Consider the following 21,735-nt stretch of genomic DNA (forward strand, 5'->3'; position numbering starts at 1 on the left):
GTTTATTTTATGTCTTTCTTTATTTTATTTGGAGTAGAAGATTTTTTATTTAATCCCTTCTCAAGAATCTCTCGAACTTTTCTTATGAATATAGGATTGTTACATTCCATAATCAATTTCATTACTTTGATTTTTTCTGCTTTGATGCTCATCAATCAAATTTTAATTAAAGATACGTAAAATTATAATGCAATTGCACCTTCTCCAATTTGGTCGCAAATGTACTGACGATTCTGACAAAATACAACTAATTCGTCCTTAATAAATTGTAATACTTTCTCGCTAACGTTTTCGGGATAAAGGACATGTACATTTGCACCGGCATCAAGCGTAAAACAAACTGGAATTTGGGTTTCATTTCTAAATTTCCAAATCGCATTTATGATCTGCAAAGTGTTTGGTTTCATCAAAATAAAATACGGCATCGATGTCATCATCATAGCATGCAAAGTCAAAGCTTCACTTTCGACCACTTTAATAAACTCGTCTAAATTTCCACTTTCAAAAATGGCAATTAGCTGATCCAGATTTTCATGTGCCTGCGCAAAACGTCTTTCGGCATAAGGATGATTGTGCATTAAATCATGTCCTACAGTACTTGAAACTTGTTTTTCGCCTTTGTCAACCAATAAAATAGTATCCTGATAATTTTTAAAATTGTCATGAATTGTATACGGAAATTCAACTCCGTATAAATCAGAACTTCCTTCAATATTCGCCTGATTTCCCCAAGCTACAACATTTCCTTTTATGCTTCTGCAAGCGCTTCCGGAACCTAAACGGGCTAAAAAAGAAGCTTTCTGATAAAAATATTCATCCGTCATTTCCGGATTCAGTACTTTTTCTAAACTCATAAAATTCATTGCCAAAGCTGCCATTCCAGATGCCGAAGAAGCAATTCCTGAACTATGCGGAAACGTATTTTGAGTATCAATCGTAAAATGATAGTCTTTCAAAAACGGTAAATACACTTCAATTCGTTCTAAAAACTTCTGAATTTTTGGTTTGAAATCTTCTTTTGGTTTTCCTTCAAAAAGTAAATCGAAAGAAAAAGTATCATTTGTTGAAGTGCTTTTCTTCTCAAATCCCACTTTAGTAATCGTCTTGCAATTATTAAGCGTAAAACTTACCGAAGGATTCGCCGGAATTTGATTGTCTTTTTTTCCCCAATATTTTACTAATGCAATATTGCTGGGAGCGCTCCATTCAAAACTTCCGTTTTCGATCGTCGAAGTATATTTTTTAGGAATAAAATCAGTTGCTGTAACCATGAAATATAAAATTTTGGCAAAGATAGTTTTTAAATATTTTTACCATATAGGTTATATAAGAAATTATAAGTTTGGCTTTGATTAAAATGAACTTATATGGTTTAAACTTTCTTTTTAACTATTTTTGACTAAAATTTGAATAGAATGAAATTAAACAAGATCACCAAAATCGTCGTAGCATTAATAATTTGTTTAATGGTAGGGTATTCTGCAAGCATAGTGACCAGACCAAGTGTTGAAACGTGGTACCCAACGATTATAAAACCAAGTTTTAATCCGCCCAATTGGATTTTTATGCCGGTTTGGACATTGCTTTATATTTTAATGGCGGTTGCAGCAGGATTGGTTTGGGATAAAATAAAGGAACAAAACCAGGAAGTAAAAGTTGCCTTAGGTTTCTTTTTGATTCAACTGACATTGAATGCTATTTGGTCGTATATATTTTTCGGGTTAAAAAATCCCATGTTGGCTTTAATCGAAATTGCACTTTTATGGCTGATGATTTATGAAACTTATTTAAAGTTTATCAAAATCAACAAAACTGCAGGTTATTTATTGATTCCTTATATGGCTTGGGTTGCCTTTGCCGGGATTTTAAATGCCAGTATCTGGTGGTTGAATAAATAGAGGTTTAATTTAATTTTTAGATTCTGCTTTTACTTTCTTGAACATTTCATTTTTAGCATACAAAAAATCCATTGTAGTCAGTACATTATTGTTTTCTATTAGGTTTTTAGATCTTGGGTCGGCATCGCAGAAATCAATAAAAAGATCTTTTTCTTCGGGTTTTAATTTTAAATCGTTAGTAAAGAAAGAGGAAGGAATAGAGGCCGCTACGAGTTTCTTAAAGCTACTATCCTCAGTTTTTTTCTTGAGTTCTTCTTTCTTATCATTTTTAAATAGATTAAAAACTCCTTTTCCCATTCTGGAAAAGTCCATTCCATTTGGAATAGTTCCGTCGTAAACACCCGTGTATTTTTGTAAAGAAGCGGCATCTTTTTCGAATTTTACTTTATCCAGATCTTGTTGGGAAATTTTAAATGGCTCAAGTTTCATGTTGGTTACTATAACTTCATCTAATTCTTCAGGTCTTGGAATCATGTTGACAATAATATTATTTTTATCAATGTTTTCCTGAGATATTTTTAATCTTGTAAAAAAGTGATTTTTATGAAAGAAAAGCAAACTATCCTTAGGTTTTACTACAATAGAAAAATCTCCTAAATAATCGGTTGTTGTACTGGTTTTGGCTGTTTTATTAATAACTTCTACTTTTTTGAGAGGGAAATTATTAGATAATACCTTTCCTTTGATTAATTTTTCTGTTTGAGAAATAGAAAACTGGTACGTTAAAAAAGAAATTATAGTGAGCAATTTTACTTTCATTAGATGTTTTTTTTTCAATCTTTTTTAATTTTTAAGTTCCGTTTTCAGTTTCTGGAATTCTATGTTTTTAGCATATAAAAAATCCATTGTTGTTAGGATATTGTTGTGATCTAAAATCATTTTCGATTTAGGATCAGCATCGCATAGTTCTATAAATAATGCTTTTTCTTCTGGTTTCAGTTTTAAATCTTTAGTGAAGAAATTTTCCGGAATTGAAGCTGCTAATTTTTTAAAATCAACTTTAGAAACTTTCTTTTTGGGTGTATCTTTTTCTTTTTTAAATAAATCAGCAATAAAGCCGCCTACTGCAATAAAATTCATACCATTTACAATACTTCCGTCGTAAACTCCAGTATATTTATGCAAAGAAGCAGAAGGGAAAACAGTAGAACCTACACCCGCAGCACCAACATGAGGAAATTTGATATTTGTAATTAAAACTTCTTCTAATTCTTCGGGTTTTAAAATCATATTTACTACAAGATCATTTTTATTGAGGTCTGTTTGCGTAAGTTTTATTCTTTTGAAGAAATAATCTTTCGAGAAAAATATCAAACTGTCTTTAGCATTAACTAAAATGGAGAATTCTCCCAATTCATTAGTGGTGGTACTTGTTTTAGACGTTTTATTGATTACTTCTACATTTTTAAGTGCAACCGTTTCAGATAAAACTTTGCCCTTTAATAATTTTTCTGTTTGAGAAATAGAAAACTGATAGGTTAAAAAAGAAATTGTAGTGAGTAATTTTGCTTTCATCTAGTGGTATTTAGCTGAACGTAAAATTATTAGAATTGTCTTAACGAAAACTTATCGAATCTGTAAATTCTTGTTAATTCGGATTTTTATAGTTTGCAGTCGCAGTCTCAGTTTTCAGTCTCAATCTCATTATGAAAACTGTAACTGAGACCAAATACTTTTTATAGAATTTCAATTAATTCTGAAGCATTGTTGATCACTACTTTTGCACCGCTTCCTTTCAATTCTTCTTCTGTTCTGTAACCCCAGGAAACACCAACAGGAAACATATTGGCATCTTGGGCAGTCTGCATATCAATATCAGAATCTCCAACAAAAAGAATTTCTTCGGGTTTAAAATTCCATTTTCTGCTTATTTCTAAAGCTTCAAAGGGATTTGGCTTTTTAAGTTCTTCAGTACTCAAACCAATTGCAGCTTCAAAATAATCCGGAAATATTTCTGCCGCGATTTTCTTGGTAAGTTCATCGGCTTTGTTTGAAAATATAGCTAGTTTAATGTTTCTAGAAACTAACTGATCTAGTAATTCAAGAATGCCGTCGTAAGGTTTTGTTTTAATTGTGCAAACTTCGCGATATTCATTAATCATACAATCAAAGCATATTTCAATTTGTTCATCAGAATTGTTAGTGGCTGGTAACGCTTTGCTGACCAAATTTCGCAAACCGCTTCCTATAAAATATTGATAAGTTTCGTAAGTATGAGTGGGATAATTTAGACCTGTAAGCACAGTATTCATGGCATCCGAAATGTCTTCTAATGAGTTTACTAATGTTCCGTCTAAATCAAAAATAATTCCTTTAAATTTCATTGTATTATATATTATTGGCTAAAATAAATCCGCTTGTCCAGGCATTTTGGAAATTGAAACCTCCCGTAATGGCATCGATATTCACAATTTCTCCGGCAAAATAAAGGTTTTGATGCAATTTGCTTTCCATGGTTTTGAAATTGATTTCTTTTAAATCGATTCCGCCTGCAGTTACGAATTCTTCTTTGAAAGTGCTTTTTCCGTTTACTTTAAATTCGGCTTTTGTTAGTTGAGAAACTAAATTCTGCAATTGAATTTTAGATAAATCAGCCCATTTTGTTTCCGCTTCAATTCCTGACGCTAAAACCAGACTTTCCCACAAACGATTCGGGAAGTCGAAAGGAGATTTTTTCGAAACGGCTTTTTTGGCGTGTTCCTGTTTTAAGTCTTTCAGGATTTTCTCAGCATCTTCAGGATCAACATCATTTAACCAATTTACATAAATCGTAAACTGATAATTTTTATCGAATAAAGTACGAGCGCCCCAAGCCGAAAGTTTTAAAATCGCAGGCCCGCTCATTCCCCAATGCGTGATCAGCAAAGGTCCGGTTGATTCGAGTTTGGTATCTTTTACGTTTACGGTAACTTGTGCCGCAACGCCTGGTAATTCTTTTATTCTTGAGTCTTTAATATTAAAAGTAAATAGGGAAGGGACAGGACTTACAATGGCGTGTCCTTGTGTTTGCAGCATTTCCCAAATTTTAGGATTACTTCCGGTTGCCAGAACTAGTTTTTCTGTAGCGTAATTTTCGTCCTGCGTATCAATTTTCCAGTGATTTTCAGCTTTAAAAATCGATTGTACACTTTGACCCGTTAATACTTTAATTCCTAATTTTCCGGTTGCTTCTAAGAAACAATCTATTATGGTTTGAGAAGAATTCGAAACTGGAAACATTCTCCCGTCATCTTCAATTTTAAGTTCTACTCCATGTTTTTCGAACCATTCGATGGTATCTCCTGAACAAAACTGATGAAAAGGTCCACGAAGTTCTTTTTCGCCACGCGGGTAAAATTTAACCAGTTCATTCGGTTCAAAACAAGCGTGTGTTACATTACATCTTCCACCCCCGGAAACACGAACTTTAGAGAGTACTTCTTTTCCTCTTTCTAAAATAGCAATTTTAAGTTTCGGATTTTTCTCTGCAATATTAATCGCTGTAAAAAAACCTGCAGCGCCTCCGCCAACAATGATTATGTCGAAATTTTTGATCATATTTTATTTTTTTGCCACTTTTTTTTGCCACGAATTGCACGAATTGGCACAAATTTTAAATCTTGTGGTTTTTCTTTTTTGCCACAGATTTCACAGATTAAAAGGATTGGAAAATCTGTGAAAATCTGTGAAATCTGTGGCTATTCTTTTAATTATAATCTATCTGGAAAATCAGTGATGATTCCGTCTACGTTATAGCTTTTTATTCTTTGAATGTCTTCTTCTTTGTCAACTGTCCAGGGTAAAACAAGAAATCCTTTTTCTTGTATTTGTTTTACGTTTTCAGCATTCAATAACTGATAATCGGGATTAATGGCTTCTGCTTGTATTAATTCGGCGAAAGCCAAAGCTTTATCTATATCTTCTTCTGTTAAAACTCCAATTGCAATATTTGAATTTAGATTTGATGTTTCTTGTAGCATATTCCATTCAAAACTCGAAACGATGAAATGACCGTAATTCCAGTTTTTATCAGCAATATATTTTTCGATTAAGGCAACAACTTTATCGGCAGTTCCTAAACCTTTTAATTCGATATTGATAAGACATTTTTTGTTTATCAAATCAAATACTTCGTTTAAAGTTGGTATTTGATATTCTTCATCAATCAAAAACGTCTTCAATTCAGCTAAAGAAAAATTGTTTACTAAACCTTTGCCGTTGGTTGTTCTGTCGATTGTTTCGTCGTGAATGACTATAATATCTCCGTCTGAACTAAGGTGAACATCGAGTTCGATTCCGTCAGCATTTAAGTCTAATGCTTTTTGAAAAGACTTTAGCGTATTCTCAGGTTCGTATCCTTTGGCACCGCGATGAGCTATTTTTAGCATGTATGGAGAGTTTAACCGTTTAACCGCAAAGGTCGCAAAGTTTTACGCAAAGGTCGCAAGGATTAGAAAAAAAGTTTAGCTACAGATTTCACAGATTAGAATGATTTTTTTTCACGCAGATTTTGCAGATAGAGCAGATTTTTTAGAATGTATTTATAAATAATCGGTATAGATTTTTTTAATCTGCCTTATCTGCAAAATCTGCGAGAGAAAAAAAAGTTAGCCATAGATTAAAAAGATTAGCGCAGATTTTTAAAATCATTATAATCGTTTTAATCTGTGGCTAAAAAACTTGCGACCTTTGCGAATGTCTTAGCGTTCGTTGCGGTTAAGCAAGTTCCAATAAAACAAGTCCAAATTCAGAATGTACAAATGCTTTTCCGTCCTGAACTTCTGTTTCTTCACCAGAAAAAGCATCTCTTAATTTTGTTCCATCCTGAAAAATAGATGCTACGGGAAGTTCTTTTAGAACAACGCCAAGATCTAAACCAATTACAACCTGATCGGTATAATTTCCATTTGTATAACTTCTGGAGAAAATATATGGTTTTGCTGAAATCATGTTATGTATTCCTGCGCCAACTGCAGGATGATTTCTTCGAAATTGCCCTACTTTCTGCCAATGCCAAAGTATTCTTTGTGTTTCAGGATTGTTTTGAATATCATCCCAGTTCATGAAAGATCGTAAAGTAGCATCGCCTTGTGTACCTTCTACAATTAGAGAACGACCAGATTCGTCACCATAATACACCTGAGAGATTCCGGGACAAAGCAATAATTTTGTTCCTGATTCGAAAGTTCGGTTACGATGCGCATCAAAAGGATCGGGATCATCGTGCGACGATACATAATTAAGAACGCTATATTCTTTTAATTCATTTTGAAGTTTGTCTGAATATTTAGAGAATATTGCTTCATAATCGTTTTGAGCATCGAGTTTAAACTCAAAATTGATCATGCTGTTAAAACCATGTTCAAAATAATTTACTTTTCGATCACCAAAATCATAATCTTGTCCGCCGCTGATTTCATAACCGTAAACTTCTGCAATAGTATAAAATGGGGTTTGATCTAAAACCTGTAAAGGATGGTGTTTTTTCCAAGTTTCAAAAGCATAGTCACATTCTTTTTTAAAATCGACCCAAACAATTTCTTCAGTATGTTTTACAGTATCACATCTGTAACCGTCAATTCCAAATTCCAGAATATAATCTGTTAACCATTTGATGATGTAATATTTGGGCGTTCTGGGATAGCCGGTTCTTCTGAAAAATTCATTGATTGAAGCAATCTCTTTTTCATAGCGGCCTTCTTTGTTCCATTTTTCGATTAAAAAAAAGGGTATTGGTACTTCCTGATCACTTTCGGTTCTCACATCCGGAAGATTATCTACTAAGGTACACATTGTAGTATTTTCGAATGATTTGTAATCACAAACAACTCCGGTTCTTACCCAGTCTTCTGGCCACATAGGATCTTCGGGAGTCACAGGTCCGGTATGATTGATAACACCGTCAAGCATGATTCTGATGCCTTTTTCGTGTGCTTTTTTGACTAAATTGGCAAGATCTTCTTTTGTGCCAAAGTTAGGATCTAAAGAGGTCCAGTCCCTTGCCCAATAACCGTGATAGCCATAGCTAAGTCCGGTTCCTTCGTCGACGCCATCGTGAATTTGCTCTACAATCGGCGTAAGCCAAATAACATTTATTCCTAATTGATTAAAGTAACCTTCGTCTATTTTTTTGATAATTCCGATTAGGTCTCCGCCTTCAAAACCGCGCAATTTTCCGGGAGTTTTGGTTCGGTTAAAGTTTAAATCGTTTGAAGAATCTCCGTTATAAAAACGATCGGTAAGTAAAAAGTAAACATTTGCTCCTTCCCAAACGAAAGGAACTTTTAAAGTATTGTCATTATCCATTGCAACTGATTTAAGTCAGAATATTAAAGATAAAAAAAGGAAAGTTTATTTTCTTAATTATCTCAAATTTAACATGTATTTGTAATTTGTAGAAAAAAAAATTAGCCACGAATTCACGAATTATTGTTTTATAGTGTTGTGAATCCTGTGTGTAATTTTTTTAACACATAGAAACATAGATTTTTATCCTTTCGATTTAGATCAAAATAAATGACAGATCATTTAAACATAGCTATTAGTAAAAAAAACCGCCACGAATTCACGAATTTTATTAAACAATAATTCGTGAATTCGTGGCGGAAAATACTTTGCGGGAGACGCACAGCAATGCGTCTCTACGATATACGTTGTATTAAAAAAATTATTCCAATTCTAAAACAATAGCTGATTTTGGTTCTAAACTAATTTCAGAAGCTAAATCGAATGTTTTTCCGGTCAAAACATCTTTACCGGATTTGAAGTTTTTGATGTTTTCTTTAAAACGATTTGTTTTGATGGTTTGTGCTGTAGCGTTGTTATTGAAAACTACCATTACGGTTTTAGCATCAGTATATCTAAAATAAACATAATTATTGTTTTCCGGAATATAATGTGTCATTTTTCCGAAGTGAACCGCTTCATTCGATTTTCTCCAGTTGAATAATTTTGAAGTGAAATCGAAATATTTTGCTTGTTCAGGAGTTCTTCCTGCTGCGGTTAGCGCATTGTTTTTATCGCCAGCCCATCCACCAGGAAAGTCCTGACGAATGTCAGCGTCGCCGCCTTTTCCTTTGTCGCCGCCCATTCCAATTTCTGAACCGTAATACAATTGCGGAATTCCTCGAACGGTTGCTAATAAAGTCATGACCAATTTGTATTTCGTAAAATCGTATTTATACGTATGATTAATACGGTCTGTATCGTGATTTTCGGCAAAAACTAAAAGGCTGTTCGTATTTGGATATAAGTAGTCTAAAGCAAAATTATTATAGAATTTAATCATTCCGTTATCCCAGGTTGCTTCACTTTCATTAAAAGCAGAACCAATTTGATCTTGTAAAGTAAAATCCATTACACTTGGTAAATTCGAATTGTAATTCTCGATCGCACCAATTTTACTGTCTTTTTGCCAATACGCCAAATTTGCCTGATTGTGCATCCAGATTTCTCCAACGATATTAAAATTTGGATATTCTGTTGTGATAGCTTTTGCCCAATTTGCCATTGCAGTAGCGTCAGAATAATTGTAAGTGTCCACTCTAAATCCGTCAAGATTGGCAAACTCTATCCACCAGATTGCGTTTTGCGTTAAGTATTTTGCTACCAAAGGATTTCTTAAATTCAAATCCGGCATAGAAGGTACAAACCACCCATCAACACAAACTTCCTGATCTACTTTTGAAGCGTGAATGTCTGTAATCACTTCACGACGGTGATGCGTTTGAGTGTAGTTTTCGAATTGATTGATCCAAGATTTTGTTGGTAAATCCTGAATCATCCAATGCGTGATTCCCCAGTGATTGGTAACATAATCCATAACCAGTTTCATATTCTTTTTATGCATTTCTGCAGATAAACGAGCGTAATCATCGTTTGTTCCGTAACGCGGATCGATTTTGTAAACATCAGATTGTCCGTAAGTATGATACGAATGCTGTTTGTCGTTGTCTTCGCATAAAGGCGTGCTCCAGATTGTAGTTGCGCCAAGAGACGAAATATAATCTAAGTTTTTGATGATACCTTCGATATCTCCACCGTGACGTCCGCTTGGATCCTGACGATTTCCTTTTTCTGTTAAAGCAGCATTACTGTCGTTTTTCGGATTTCCGTTAGCAAAACGATCCGGCATGATTAAGTAAATCATATCCGATGCATCGTAACTTTTTCTGTCTGCAGAGTTTGCTCTTCTTTCTTTTAGGGAATATTTCTGTGTAAAAGCGACTTTGTTTTTGGTTTTGAAAGAGAAAACCAATTCTGAAGCTTTTAAGTTTTGCGTATCAATGGTTACGAAAAGATAATTCGGGTTTTCTGTTTTTTCTACGTTTTTAATCTTGACATTGTTTGAAACCGAAGCTTCATATTGTGCAATATTTTTTCCGTAGAACATGATCTGTAGTTCCGGATTTTTCATTCCTGCGTACCAAAATGGCGGCTCTACTTTCTGGATTTGCGCTTTCGCGGAAGCAGAAAACAATAAAACAAATAAGATTATTGTATAGAATGAATGGTTGAGGTTTAGTGTTGTTTTTTGGATATTCATAGTAAAGAAGAATTTAAACCATATAAAAAATGTAAGAACACTTAAGAAAAAAAACTGGGAGATTTTAATTTTAAATGAACTTACATTTTATAAGATTAATTATTTATTTGGTTTCGATAATGCTAATAGCATAACCTCCGCCTGGAGCAGATAACTGCGATAATTTTGATTTGTTTGTTACAGCAATTTTTTTGATCGTATAAGCTTGCGGATTTGTTTTGTAATGCGCATCTTTTGCATCAGCATAAATTGTAGCGGTATATTTTTTACCTTTTTCAAGGAAACTGAAATCGATGTTTGATGTACGAGGAGTTTCTCCGTTTACATTACCAACAAACCAGTTGTTTGTTCCTTTTGCTTTACGTGCAACAGTGATAAAATCTCCTGGCTCAGCCTCGATGTATTTACTTTCTGACCAGTCTACAGCTACATCTTTAATAAATTGGAATGCATCCGGAAAACGGTTATAATTCTCTGGAGTATCCGCCGCCATTTGTAACGGACTGTACATGGTAACGTATAAAGCTAATTGATTTGCAATGGTACTGTTTACATGAGACTTGTTATCAGGATTCATTTTGCTGATATCCATTTCGAAGATTCCAGGAGTATAATCCATTGGGCCTCCAATTAATCTTGTAAAAGGCAATACCGTAACGTGATTTGCTTTAGAACCTCCAAAGGCTTGATATTCTGTACCTCTTGCTGCTTCATTTCCAATTAAATTCGGGTATGTTCTTGCAATTCCGGTTGGACGAACTGCCTCGTGAGCATTTACCATAATTTTATAGTCAGCTGCTTTTTCGATTGCATATTGGTAATGGTTTACAATCCACTGATTGTAATGGTTTTCACCGCGAGGTAAAATATCTCCAACATAACCGCTTTTTACAGCATCATATCCGTTGTCATTCATGAATTTATAAGCAGCATCCATGTGACGCTCGTAGTTACGAACAGAACCTGAAGTTTCGTGGTGCATGATCATTTTTACACCTTTAGATTTTGCATATTCGTGCAAACCTTTTACGTCAAAATCAGGATAAGGTGTTACAAAATCAAAAACATAATCTTTTGAGTGTCCAAACCAGTCTTCCCAGCCTTCGTTCCATCCTTCAACTAAAACAGCGTCGAAACCATTTGCGGCAGCAAAATCTATGTATTTTTTTACGTTAGCATTGTTTGCTCCGTGCGTTCCGTTTGGTTTTGCTTTAGAGAAATCTGTAACTCCTAACTGAACTGTTGGGTAATCATTTGTATACGACCAAGAACTTTTTCCTGTAATCATTTCCCACCAAACACCAATGTATTTTACAGGTTTAATCCAGGAAGTATTTTCAATTTTTGATGGATCGTTTAAGTTATACGTCATTTTTGAAGCCAGGATTTCTCTTGCATCATCGCTAACCATAATCGTTCTCCAAGGCGAATGATTTGGGGCTTGCATATGACCTTTGTCTCCTTTTGCATCCGGTGTTAACCAAGAAGTAAAAGTCATGTTTTTGTCATCAAGATTCAGGTGCATACACGAATAGTTAATCAAAGCAGCTTCGTGCAAGTTGATGTAGATTCCGTCATTCGTTTTTAACATCAAAGAAGTCTGAACTCCTGTTGGAGAAAAGTTTTTTTGCGATACGTTTGCGGTATATGCTTTTTCAGATAATCCTCTAATTTCAGATAATTTCGATTTTGTATAATCGTATTCCTGAGTATCGTAATCTCCAGGAATCCAGAAAGCAGTATGATCTCCAGTCATGGCAAATTGAGATCTTTCTTCTTTAATAATAAAATAAGTCAGATTTTTTTGTGCCGGGAATTCATATCTAAATCCTAAACCATCATCAAATAAACGGAAACGAATTACGATTTGTCTGTCTGTTCCTTTTTGATTTAAAGTAACAGCCAATTCATTATAATGATTTCTAATATGATCTACTTCTCCCCAAACCGGTTTCCAGGTTTCATCAAAAGTGGAAGTTTTAGTATCAACAACAGTAAAATCGTTCAATAAAGATTTCTTGTCATCTTTCAGTTCAAGACCCAATTTACTGGTTTTTACAACTTCCTTATTTTTGTATTTTAAATTGTACGTTGGAGTTCCGTCGTTTTGAAGAGAAAATTCCATTACGAACTTGCCTTCGGGTGATTTTAATTGTTGTGCCTCTGCAATCGAGCTAAAAGCAAACAAGATTAAACTTGCGAAAAATAAGTTTTTCATGTTTTTTAGTTTTATGTAATTAATTTATTTGTACAAATTTACTTGCAATTTCAGGATTTCCGTTTACGATAATTGTTAAATCTTGGTCGCCATCTACGGTAAATGTTGTTTCGTTATGATTTACAGCTACTTTTAAAATTTGGTTTCTGAAATTAATTTTAAAAGAATACCCTTTCCATTCTTTTGGAATTTTTGGAGAAAAATGCAGTTGGTCATTTTTAACACGCATTCCCCCAAAACCTTCTACAATACTCATCCAGGTTCCAGCCATTGACGTGATGTGACATCCTTCTTCTACTTCTTTATTATAATCATCCAAATCAAGACGAGAAGTTCTTAAATAGAAAGTGTACGCCATATCCATTTTGTCTAAAACAGCAGCCTGAATCGAGTGTACGCAAGGCGAAAGCGAACTTTCGTGTACGGTAAAGGATTCGTAGAAATCAAAATTGCGTTCTAATTCTTCTCTTGAAAAATGATCTTCAAAGAAATAAAAGCATTGTAAAACGTCGGCTTGTTTGATATAAGGCGAACGTAAAACACGATCCCAAGACCATTTTTGATTGATTGGTCTTTGTGAACGATCTAAATCTTTTACCGGAACCAGATCTTTGTCTAAGAAACCATCTTGTTGTAGGTAAACCCCTAATTCTTCAGATTTAGGGAAATACATATTGTTGGCTACTTTTTTCCATTCCTGAATTTCAGCTTCAGCAAGATTTACTTTTTCTAAAATGCGTTTGTGATCTGCGGCATATTCTGAAGCCACTTTTGTAATTTGTTCGGATGCAAAATCAATGCACCATTTTGCAATATAATTGGTGTAGAAATTATTATTGATGTTGTTTTCGTATTCGTTTGGACCTGTAACTCCCAAAATCACATACTGATTTTTTTCTTTTGAGAAAGAAGCTCTTTGGTGCCAGAAACGCGCAATTCCAATTAAAACTTCCAGACCTTTTTCTGGAATATAAGAGTAATCGCCAGTATAACGGTAATAGTTGTAAATCGCAAAAGCAATCGCTCCGTTTCTGTGGATTTCTTCGTGTGTGATTTCCCATTCGTTGTGGCATTCTTCACCATTCATGGTAACCATTGGATACAAAGCCGCGCCATTTTTGAAACCTAAATTATCTTTAGCATTTTCAATCGCTTTATCCAATTGATTGAAACGATACGTCAATAAATTACGTGCAACTTGCTGATCTTTTGTCGCCATATAAAACGGAATACAATACGCCTCAGTATCCCAATAAGTAGATCCGCCGTATTTTTCTCCTGTAAAACCTTTTGGCCCAATATTCAAACGAGAATCTTTTCCTAAATACGTTTGGTTTAATTGAAAGATATTGAAACGAATTCCTTGTTGTGCTTTTACATCGCCATCGATGGTAATATCTGACATTTCCCAGATTTTTGCCCAGGCATCAATTTGATTTTGAAGCAAAGCATCGTATCCTGAATGAAGGGCAGACTTTATCGTTTTTTCGGCTGCAGCCAAAGTATTATCGTGGTTTAAAGAAACCGTATATCCACCAATTTTTTGAATTGCTGAGGTTTGTCCTTTAGCAATAATAGTTCCGTAAGTATACTGAACTTTATCTGCAGTTGAATCGATTGTAGAAGGCGAAACATGAATGTCTTCATCGTTTGCCAAAATCGTATTGTGCATAAAAGTCGTAACTTTAAAATGCGTTTTAAACGTTTGAGCGGTTACAAAAGCTTCGTTTGTTCCTTTTTTTACTTCAAGAGGTTCCCAGAATTTTTCTTCCCAGTTGGCATCTTCGTTGGTAACGCCTGCATCAACATATGGTTTGTAAACGATTTTTGCATCTTTGTTTAAAGGCGTAATTTCGAATTTGATAACTCCGGCTTCATCTAAATCTAAAGAAAGAAAACGACGAATATTTACGGCAATTTCGGTTCCGTTTTTCAGCGTAGCTTCAAAAGAACGATTGTACCATCCTTCCTTCATATTCAATTCTCTACGAAAGTTTCTAACCTCACTACAAGTATTTAAATCAAGATTTTCTTCGTTAATTTCAACGTCAATTCCAATCCAGTTTGGAGCATTAAGAACTTTCGCAAAATATTTTGGATATCCGTTCTTCCACCAGCCTACTTTTGTTTTGTCCGGATAATAAATTCCGGCAATATAACTTCCCTGAAAAGTTTCTCCAGAGTATGTTTCTTCAAAATTGGCGCGTTGTCCCATAGCACCGTTCCCGATACTGAAAAGACTTTCAGACGACTTTACTCTTTCGGCATCAAATCCTTCTTCTATGATGGACCAGTTGTCTGGTTTTATATAATCTTGATTCATTTTTTCTTTAATTAGATAATTGGGCAATTAGATAATTAGAAAATGTGTCAATTAGATCATTATTTGGTTGACGTTTTCTAATTTTATTTTTCTAATTGCTGATTGTTTTACTATTTTGATTGATGATTTTTAATTGCTTTTGAGTTTGTTTCAATTGGATAATTCAGTTGTAGTAAATTATCTTATTTGCTATTGACACATTCTCTAATTATCACATTTTCTAATGGATTAACTTGTCGATAAAGCTTTCGTCGATTACCGTAAAATCTTTAAAAATGTATTGGGATTCATGTAAAATTGTTTCCTCACCAATTCCTACACTTACCATTCCGCCAATGTTTGCTGCCTGAATTCCTGCAACAGAATCTTCGAATACAATGGCATCTTTTGGATCAATGTTTAATAATTGAGCCGCTTTCAGGAAAACTTCCGGATCTGGTTTGGCATTGGTAACGTCGTTTCCGTCAACAATAACATCGAAATACGAAATGATTCCTGTTTTCTCAAGGATTGGTCTGGCATTTTTACTCGCAGATCCCAAAGCAATTCCCTGATTTTTTTCTTTTAATAGTTGTAGCGTTTTAAAAACTCCCGGAAGAATCTCACTTTCATCCATATCAACCAAATAAGATAGGTAATCTTCATTTTTTTGAATCAGCCATTTGTCTTTGTCTTCCTGCGAAGCCTGAACATTTCCTAATTCAAGAATGATATCTAACGAACGTACACGGCTTACACCTTTTAATAATTCGTTATTTTCATGTGTAAAATTTATATTTAATGCTTTTGCAATTTTCTGCCAAGCTAAAAAATGATATTTGGCGGTATCAACGATTACGCCATCAAGGTCGAATATGAATGCTTTTTTGTTCATTATATTAGAGATGTTCTTATGATTTTTGAATAGTGTCGTCTACATCTTTTACTTTGTAAACTAAAAGAGCAGCGATTAAAAAACTTACTCCGCTTGTAATTAAGGCATAAATTGCATCGCCATTATAAAGGTATTTTACAATTGGACCTCCAATAAGTGCGTTTACAATTTGCGGAATCACAACAAAAAAGTTGAAGATTCCCATGTAAACTCCCATTTTTTTAGGAGCAATTGATCCCGCAAGAATGGCATAAGGCATAGCCAAAATACTAGCCCAGGCAACTCCAACTAAAATCATTGGTAATACAACCCAATCTTCATTTGGCATGAAATAAATCGAAATTAATCCGATTCCTCCAATGATTAATGAAACTGCGTGAGTTGATTTTCGTCCGATTTTTTTAGCGATGTAAGGCAGGAAAAACAGTGCGATAATAGCAGAAACTAAATTATAAACTCCAAACAGAATTCCAACCCAATCTCCGGCATCCTGATACTGCTGACTTGAAGTATCGCTTAAAGGCAATCCGTAAATGTGATGTGCAATGGCTGGAGTTGTAAAAACCCACATGCCAAATAATCCAAACCAAGAGAAAAACTGTACCCAACTTAGCTGACGCATAGTTGTTGGCATTTTTGCAAAGTCTGTAAAAATGTCTGAAAGTTTAGATTTTTCTTCAGAAGGAACATCAACTTCACTCTGAGGGTCTTCAAAATTGGCTAATTCTTCTGGCGAATATTCTTTTGTTGTAAATAAGGTTACTAAAATTGAACCAATTAAAACTGCCGCTCCAATGATAAAAGAAAGAGTCAAATTTAATGGAACACTTCCCGGAACTGTACTGTTTGAAACGTGAAAGTACTTAGTTAAAACATACGGTAATGCTGAACCGATTACAGCGCCAAAACCAATTAATGAAGTTTGAATACTAAAACCTGCAGTACGCTGATCTGTTCTTAAATTATCACCAACCAAAGCGCGAAAAGGCTCCATAGCGATATTGAAAGATGCGTCCATAATCATTAACATTCCGGCTCCAACCCATAAGGCAGGTAATATAGAAATGAAAATATTGGCTTGGGGCATTAAAATTAATCCAACTGAGGCTAAGATTGCGCCAACAAGAAAAAAGGGCTTTCGTCTTCCGAAACGTCCCCAGGTTTTGTCGCTATAATGACCAATGATTGGCTGTACTATTAATCCCATAAGGGGAGCAATAATCCAGAACCATGATAATTCATGTACGTCGGCACCAAAAATTTGAAGAATTCTGCTGGCATTTGCATTCTGAAGTGCAAACCCCATTTGTATTCCCAGGAATCCGAAACTCATGTTCCAAATTTCCCAGAAACTTAATTTACGCTTTTCCATTATCGTAATTAAAAAATTAATTAGACGATAAGCGCTTTGCTTATCAAAACTTACTTATGGTTTCGAAGTAAAAGTAAAAGCTTTGAGCAGGCGTAAAAGTATTAATTATTTTTTTAATTCAAAGCATAAAAAAACCATAAATAACATTTATGGCTTTAGAATATGTTGATTTTAAGAAAATTAGTCAGTAGATTCTCTTTCTATCAGATGTGTTTCTATAACTTCTGTGGTGTAATTTTCGTTTTCTTCATCGTCATCGTCATGCTCAGCTTCGAGTCTTTCGATCAGCATTTTAGCTGCTTTATTACCCATTTTTTCGCCACTTTGGCTTACTGTTGTAATGGTTGGAGTAGAATATTTGGAAATAATGCCGTCAGTAAAAGCGATTACGGCAAGATCTTCAGGAACTTTAAGTCCCATTTTATTGGCTGTTTTAATGATTGTTACGGCAAAAAGCTCGTTGACAGCAAAAACAGCATCAAAAGCTCTGTCGTGTAAAAGCTGGCTAATGGTAATTTCGCAAGTATCTACGTCTTCAATTTTAATGATTAAATCTTCGTTAAATGGTAATCCGTTGTCAAGAAGTGCTTTTTCGTAACCATCGGTTCTTAGTTTTCCAACACTTACATAGTCGACTGTTGTAACAAGCGCAATCTTTTTTCGGCCATTATCAATCAAACTCTGAACGGCTTCGTAAGCGGCAGCTTTATCATCAATAATTACTTTATCGCATAAAATGTCGTTGGTCACGCGATCAAACATTACAACCGGCATTCCTTGATTGATAACTTCGGTAATATGGTGAAAATCACCTTTGTATTGGGTTTCTTTAGAAAGCGACATGATAAAACCATCGATGCTTCCGTTGGCCAGCATTTCCATATTTAAAACTTCTTTATCGAAAGAATCATCAGATAAACAAATGACAACACTATATCCATGTTCGTTGGCCACTTGTTCAATTCCGTTGATTACAGTAGAGAAAAAATAATGTACAATTTCCGGAATGATAATACCAATACTTTTGGTTTTTCGGTTTTTTAAACTAAGGGCAATGTTGTTGGGTTTATAGTTGTAAAACTTTGCAAAAGCCTGAACTTTAAGACGTGTTTCTTCTCCTATTTCTAAGCTGTTTCGGAGTGATTTTGAGACAGTTGAAATAGATACGTCAAGTTCTCTTGCGATCTGTTTTAGGGTGATTTTGCGTTTCATAAGAATTATCGAAAAAAATCTAATTATTAATAAAGGTATCTTTTATTTTTTGATTTGTCATTTTTTGACTGAAAAGATTACAAAAAATAGAAAGTTTTCAACACTACCACGTTTTCGTAACTCAATTAAAATGGTCTCTGGTCGAGCATGTTAATAAATTCATAATTTTGAAATTCGAAGTAAAATTAAAAACTTAACTAACAATCAAAAACTCAAACTAATTTAAACAAAAAGTATGAAAACAATTTACAAAAAGTTGTTATTTTTATTCCTACTGTTACCGTTTAGTGTGCTAGCTCAAAGTACCTTAACAGGAACAGTTGCCGATGTGGCAACGGGGCAACCAATCCCGGGAGTAAATGTAAATGTACAGGGTGCTCCAGGCGGATCATCAACAGATTTTGACGGTAAATTTCAGTTGTCTAATTTAAAAAATGGAGACAAAATTTTGGTTTCATTTATTGGATACAAAACGTCAACTGTAGTTTTTAATGGTCAAAAAACTATATCGATTTCTTTAGAAGAAGATACCAATCAGCTTAAAGAAGTTGTGGTACAAGTAGGTTACGGTACTGTTAAGAAAAAAGATGCTACAGGTGCAGTAACGGTTTTATCTGCCAATCAGCTTAACAAAGGACCGGTTGGTTCTGCAGATCAGCTGCTTGTAGGTAGAGCTTCTGGTGTTAGAATTACTACAGATGGTGGTATGCCAGATGCAAATCCAAATATTAGAATTAGAGGTGGAAGTTCATTATCAGGTAACAATAATCCGTTGATTATTATTGATGGTGTGCCAATTGATAATACCAATCCGGCGGGAATCTCTAATCCGTTAACATTGATAAATCCTAACGATATCGATTCGTTTACGATTTTAAAAGATGCATCGGCTACAGCTATTTATGGTTCAAGAGCCTCTAACGGTGTAATCATTGTTACTACTAAAAAAGGTGTTAGTGGTGCTCCAAAATTTACTTTCTCATCTAATATAACTATTGGTAAGGTAAATAATCCTGTTGATATGATGACTGGAACTCAATTTACCTCTTTTATGCAAAAGTATCATCCTGATTACACCAATTTATTAGGTGTGCCTGATGGTAGTGGTGCGCTTGATAATCCGGCAACTCCTCAAATCGAAGGAAGAAAGTTATATAATACAGACTGGCAGGATTTAATTTACAGAACTTCTTTTTCTAGTGACAATAACTTTAGTGCAAGAGCAAACTTATTTGGTAAAATTCCGTTTAGAGCTTCTGTTGGTTATGCTAAAAATGAAGGTGTTGTAAGAACAAATGATCTTGAAAGATATACAGGATCTATTAAACTTTCACCGGTTTTATTAGACAATCATTTAAAAATTGATGTTAATGCTAAAGGTATTTCTGTTAAAAAGAATGCTATAGATGCTGATGCTGTTATTGGTAGTGCTTTAGGAATGGATCCTACTAAACCGGCATATGCTGATCCTAATTCACCAAATAATATATTTGGCGGATATTATCAGTTGCTTAATACTAATAATTCTATCAATGGATCACAAAATCCATTAGCAATTTTGAATCAGAGATCTCGTCCTGAGGAAGTTCAGAAATTATTAGGAAACATTGAATTAGATTATAAAATGCCATTTTTGGAATCTTTAAGAGCTGTTGTGAATGGTGGTATCGAAGCATCTAAATCAAAAATTAGAGAGTCATATACAGATAATGCTCTTCAGACATATAAGATAGATAATTCTGCAGCGACAACTCCTCCAACGTATGTGTTTAATCCAGGTTTAAATTTTGCTGAAGACCAAACTGTTACGAATAAAACATTAGATGCTTATTTTGTATATAACAAAAGTTTGACAGGATTTGTAACCAGAGTTGATGCTCAGGCGGGTTATTCTTATCAAAACTTTAAAACTGACGGAACTAAGGAAAATTACAGATATAGTACCGTAAATGGTTTAAGAGAGTTAACTCCAAACCCGGCAAATAATGCTAATAACAGATATTATAACGAAAGAAACTTACAATCGTTTTTCGGAAGGGCTAATTTCGACTTAGTAGACAAATATTTATTTACGTTTACTTTAAGAGCAGATGGATCGTCTTTGTTTAAAGAGGATAAAAGATGGGGTTATTTCCCTGCGGCGGGTGTGGCATGGAGAATGAAAGATGAATCATTCTTAAAAGATTCTAAGACTTTTAAAGACTTAAAATTAAGATTAGGTTACGGTATTACAGGACAACAAGATATAACTGGTGTCGCAGGTTCTTACCCTTACAGTGCGCTATTTGCGCCAACTAGTACCTCAAGTACTTATATCCCGGGAGTAAATGGTTATTCTGCTAAACCTTATAACGAGAATTTAACATGGGAAAAAACAACGACTTATAACGTAGGTATTGATTTTGATCTTTTTGAAAAAAGTATTGTTACAGGTAGTATCGATGCGTATCAAAAATATACAAAAGATTTACTTTCTGTAGTTTCAGCGGCTCCTGGACAAGCTTTGACAAATGAGTTTGTTGCTAATGTAGGAAGCATGAAAAATAAAGGTATCGAAGGAAACTTAAATGTAAAAGTGATCAATAGTGATGATTTCAATTTATCTTTAAACGGAAATATTGCTTATAACATTGGTGAAATTACAGATTTGAATAACAGAACTACAAACGTAGATAACGCATCAGGTATTCCGGTAGGAACAGGACAAAAGATTGCTTACAATACAGTTGGTCAGCAACCTTATTCGGCTTGGGTATTTCAACAAGTTTATGATTCAAACAACAGACCGGTAGAAAATGCTTTTGTTGATAAAAACGGAGATGGTGTTATCAATGATAGCGATAGATATTATGTTGCTTTAAGACCAAACTGGACCTATGGTTTAGGATTAACAGCTTCGTACAAACAGTTTGATTTATCAACGACTTTCAATGGTCAGATAGGAGGAAAAGTGTACAATGCAAGAAAACTTCAGTCTGGATTTATTGATAAGGCATTGCCTGCAAATTCAACTAGTTTAACGAATGTTTTGAATACTGAATTTGATTTTCAAACGATTAACGGAAACGTTCCATTTTCTGATTATTACTTAGAAGATGCAAGCTTTTTACGTTGTCAGAATATCACTCTTGGATATAATTTTGATAAAGCAATTAAAGGTGCTGTTTTAAGATTGTATGCTTCAGCTAATAATGTATTTATTGTAACCGATTATACAGGGGTTGATCCGGAGAATTTCAATGCAATTGATAATAATTTCTATCCAAGATCAAGAACTTTCAGTTTTGGTCTGAATTTAGACTTTTAATAAAAAA

The 21,735-nt window shown here is 34.3% G+C and carries 16 protein-coding genes; 2 read left to right on the plus strand and 14 right to left on the minus strand.

Features of this window, described 5'->3' with window-relative positions; genetic code table 11:
• Window positions 1-2 precede the first annotated feature (2 nt).
• Both B0M43_RS24420 and B0M43_RS07030 read right to left on the minus strand, forming a co-directional pair.
• Window positions 3-152: a hypothetical protein gene (locus B0M43_RS24420; RefSeq protein WP_168199931.1), complete on the minus strand. Its 150-nt coding sequence runs from the start codon at window positions 150-152 to the stop codon at window positions 3-5.
• A 30-nt stretch (window positions 153-182) separates the two neighbouring features.
• Complete coding sequence (locus B0M43_RS07030; RefSeq protein WP_078006362.1) at window positions 183-1,271, minus strand: diphosphomevalonate/mevalonate 3,5-bisphosphate decarboxylase family protein; 1,089 nt, start codon at window positions 1,269-1,271, stop codon at window positions 183-185.
• Window positions 1,272-1,415: 144 nt separating this feature from the next.
• On the opposite strand from B0M43_RS07030, the gene B0M43_RS07035 reads away from it, so the two are divergent.
• The gene (locus B0M43_RS07035; protein ID WP_078006361.1) at window positions 1,416-1,898 is read left to right on the plus strand and encodes a TspO/MBR family protein; all 483 of its coding nucleotides are present in this window, start codon (window positions 1,416-1,418) and stop codon (window positions 1,896-1,898) included.
• A 9-nt stretch (window positions 1,899-1,907) separates the two neighbouring features.
• Here B0M43_RS07035 and B0M43_RS07040 read toward each other — a convergent pair whose 3' ends face one another.
• The 12 genes from B0M43_RS07040 to B0M43_RS07095 form a co-directional block, all read right to left on the minus strand.
• Entirely contained in the window at window positions 1,908-2,657 is a 750-nt protein-coding gene (locus B0M43_RS07040; protein WP_078006360.1) for a hypothetical protein, read from the minus strand.
• 24 nt (window positions 2,658-2,681) lie between these two features.
• Window positions 2,682-3,413: a hypothetical protein gene (locus tag B0M43_RS07045; RefSeq protein ID WP_078006359.1), complete on the minus strand. Its 732-nt coding sequence runs from the start codon at window positions 3,411-3,413 to the stop codon at window positions 2,682-2,684.
• A 161-nt stretch (window positions 3,414-3,574) separates the two neighbouring features.
• Window positions 3,575-4,222, minus strand: a complete 648-nt coding sequence (locus B0M43_RS07050; RefSeq protein ID WP_078006358.1) for an HAD family hydrolase — start codon at window positions 4,220-4,222, stop codon at window positions 3,575-3,577.
• Window positions 4,223-4,226: 4 nt separating this feature from the next.
• Entirely contained in the window at window positions 4,227-5,435 is a 1,209-nt protein-coding gene (locus B0M43_RS07055) for an NAD(P)/FAD-dependent oxidoreductase (RefSeq protein WP_065449196.1), read from the minus strand.
• Window positions 5,436-5,587: 152 nt separating this feature from the next.
• Complete coding sequence (locus tag B0M43_RS07060) at window positions 5,588-6,265, minus strand: glycerophosphodiester phosphodiesterase family protein (RefSeq protein ID WP_078006357.1); 678 nt, start codon at window positions 6,263-6,265, stop codon at window positions 5,588-5,590.
• A gap of 328 nt (window positions 6,266-6,593) precedes the next feature.
• Window positions 6,594-8,183: an alpha-amylase family glycosyl hydrolase gene (locus B0M43_RS07065; protein WP_078006356.1), complete on the minus strand. Its 1,590-nt coding sequence runs from the start codon at window positions 8,181-8,183 to the stop codon at window positions 6,594-6,596.
• A gap of 361 nt (window positions 8,184-8,544) precedes the next feature.
• Window positions 8,545-10,422, minus strand: a complete 1,878-nt coding sequence (locus tag B0M43_RS07070; protein WP_065449199.1) for a glycoside hydrolase family 13 protein — start codon at window positions 10,420-10,422, stop codon at window positions 8,545-8,547.
• A 103-nt stretch (window positions 10,423-10,525) separates the two neighbouring features.
• Window positions 10,526-12,640, minus strand: a complete 2,115-nt coding sequence (locus B0M43_RS07075; RefSeq protein WP_078006355.1) for a glycoside hydrolase family 97 protein — start codon at window positions 12,638-12,640, stop codon at window positions 10,526-10,528.
• Window positions 12,641-12,659: 19 nt separating this feature from the next.
• A complete protein-coding gene (locus B0M43_RS07080; RefSeq protein ID WP_078006354.1) occupies window positions 12,660-14,963 on the minus strand; it encodes a glycoside hydrolase family 65 protein in 2,304 nt (767 codons plus the stop codon).
• Between the two features lie 220 nt (window positions 14,964-15,183).
• Window positions 15,184-15,837: a beta-phosphoglucomutase gene (gene pgmB / locus B0M43_RS07085; protein WP_078006353.1), complete on the minus strand. Its 654-nt coding sequence runs from the start codon at window positions 15,835-15,837 to the stop codon at window positions 15,184-15,186.
• Between the two features lie 16 nt (window positions 15,838-15,853).
• A complete protein-coding gene (locus B0M43_RS07090; RefSeq protein ID WP_065449203.1) occupies window positions 15,854-17,209 on the minus strand; it encodes an MFS transporter in 1,356 nt (451 codons plus the stop codon).
• A 180-nt stretch (window positions 17,210-17,389) separates the two neighbouring features.
• On the minus strand, window positions 17,390-18,421 hold the full coding sequence (locus tag B0M43_RS07095) for a LacI family DNA-binding transcriptional regulator (protein ID WP_065449204.1): 1,032 nt from the start codon (window positions 18,419-18,421) through the stop codon (window positions 17,390-17,392).
• Window positions 18,422-18,656: 235 nt separating this feature from the next.
• Here B0M43_RS07095 and B0M43_RS07100 point away from each other — a divergent pair, with 235 nt between their 5' ends.
• Window positions 18,657-21,728: a SusC/RagA family TonB-linked outer membrane protein gene (locus tag B0M43_RS07100; protein WP_078006352.1), complete on the plus strand. Its 3,072-nt coding sequence runs from the start codon at window positions 18,657-18,659 to the stop codon at window positions 21,726-21,728.
• Window positions 21,729-21,735: the final 7 nt, after the last annotated feature.

Origin of the sequence: Flavobacterium sp. KBS0721, from assembly GCF_002007065.3 — a bacterium.
GTDB lineage: Bacteria > Bacteroidota > Bacteroidia > Flavobacteriales > Flavobacteriaceae > Flavobacterium > Flavobacterium piscis.

Bases quoted from the DNA above. Each gene is read 5' to 3' on its own strand.
- B0M43_RS24420 (WP_168199931.1), bottom strand. From the start codon at position 152: ATGAGCATCAAAGCAGAAAAAATCAAAGTAATGAAATTGATTATGGAA.
- B0M43_RS07030 (WP_078006362.1), bottom strand. From the start codon at position 1,271: ATGGTTACAGCAACTGATTTTATTCCTAAAAAATATACTTCGACGATC.
- B0M43_RS07035 (WP_078006361.1), top strand. From the start codon at position 1,416: ATGAAATTAAACAAGATCACCAAAATCGTCGTAGCATTAATAATTTGT.
- B0M43_RS07040 (WP_078006360.1), bottom strand. From the start codon at position 2,657: ATGAAAGTAAAATTGCTCACTATAATTTCTTTTTTAACGTACCAGTTT.
- B0M43_RS07045 (WP_078006359.1), bottom strand. From the start codon at position 3,413: ATGAAAGCAAAATTACTCACTACAATTTCTTTTTTAACCTATCAGTTT.
- B0M43_RS07050 (WP_078006358.1), bottom strand. From the start codon at position 4,222: ATGAAATTTAAAGGAATTATTTTTGATTTAGACGGAACATTAGTAAAC.
- B0M43_RS07055 (WP_065449196.1), bottom strand. From the start codon at position 5,435: ATGATCAAAAATTTCGACATAATCATTGTTGGCGGAGGCGCTGCAGGT.
- B0M43_RS07060 (WP_078006357.1), bottom strand. From the start codon at position 6,265: ATGCTAAAAATAGCTCATCGCGGTGCCAAAGGATACGAACCTGAGAAT.
- B0M43_RS07065 (WP_078006356.1), bottom strand. From the start codon at position 8,183: ATGGATAATGACAATACTTTAAAAGTTCCTTTCGTTTGGGAAGGAGCA.
- B0M43_RS07070 (WP_065449199.1), bottom strand. From the start codon at position 10,422: ATGAATATCCAAAAAACAACACTAAACCTCAACCATTCATTCTATACA.
- B0M43_RS07075 (WP_078006355.1), bottom strand. From the start codon at position 12,640: ATGAAAAACTTATTTTTCGCAAGTTTAATCTTGTTTGCTTTTAGCTCG.
- B0M43_RS07080 (WP_078006354.1), bottom strand. From the start codon at position 14,963: ATGAATCAAGATTATATAAAACCAGACAACTGGTCCATCATAGAAGAA.
- pgmB (WP_078006353.1), bottom strand. From the start codon at position 15,837: ATGAACAAAAAAGCATTCATATTCGACCTTGATGGCGTAATCGTTGAT.
- B0M43_RS07090 (WP_065449203.1), bottom strand. From the start codon at position 17,209: ATGGAAAAGCGTAAATTAAGTTTCTGGGAAATTTGGAACATGAGTTTC.
- B0M43_RS07095 (WP_065449204.1), bottom strand. From the start codon at position 18,421: ATGAAACGCAAAATCACCCTAAAACAGATCGCAAGAGAACTTGACGTA.
- B0M43_RS07100 (WP_078006352.1), top strand. From the start codon at position 18,657: ATGAAAACAATTTACAAAAAGTTGTTATTTTTATTCCTACTGTTACCG.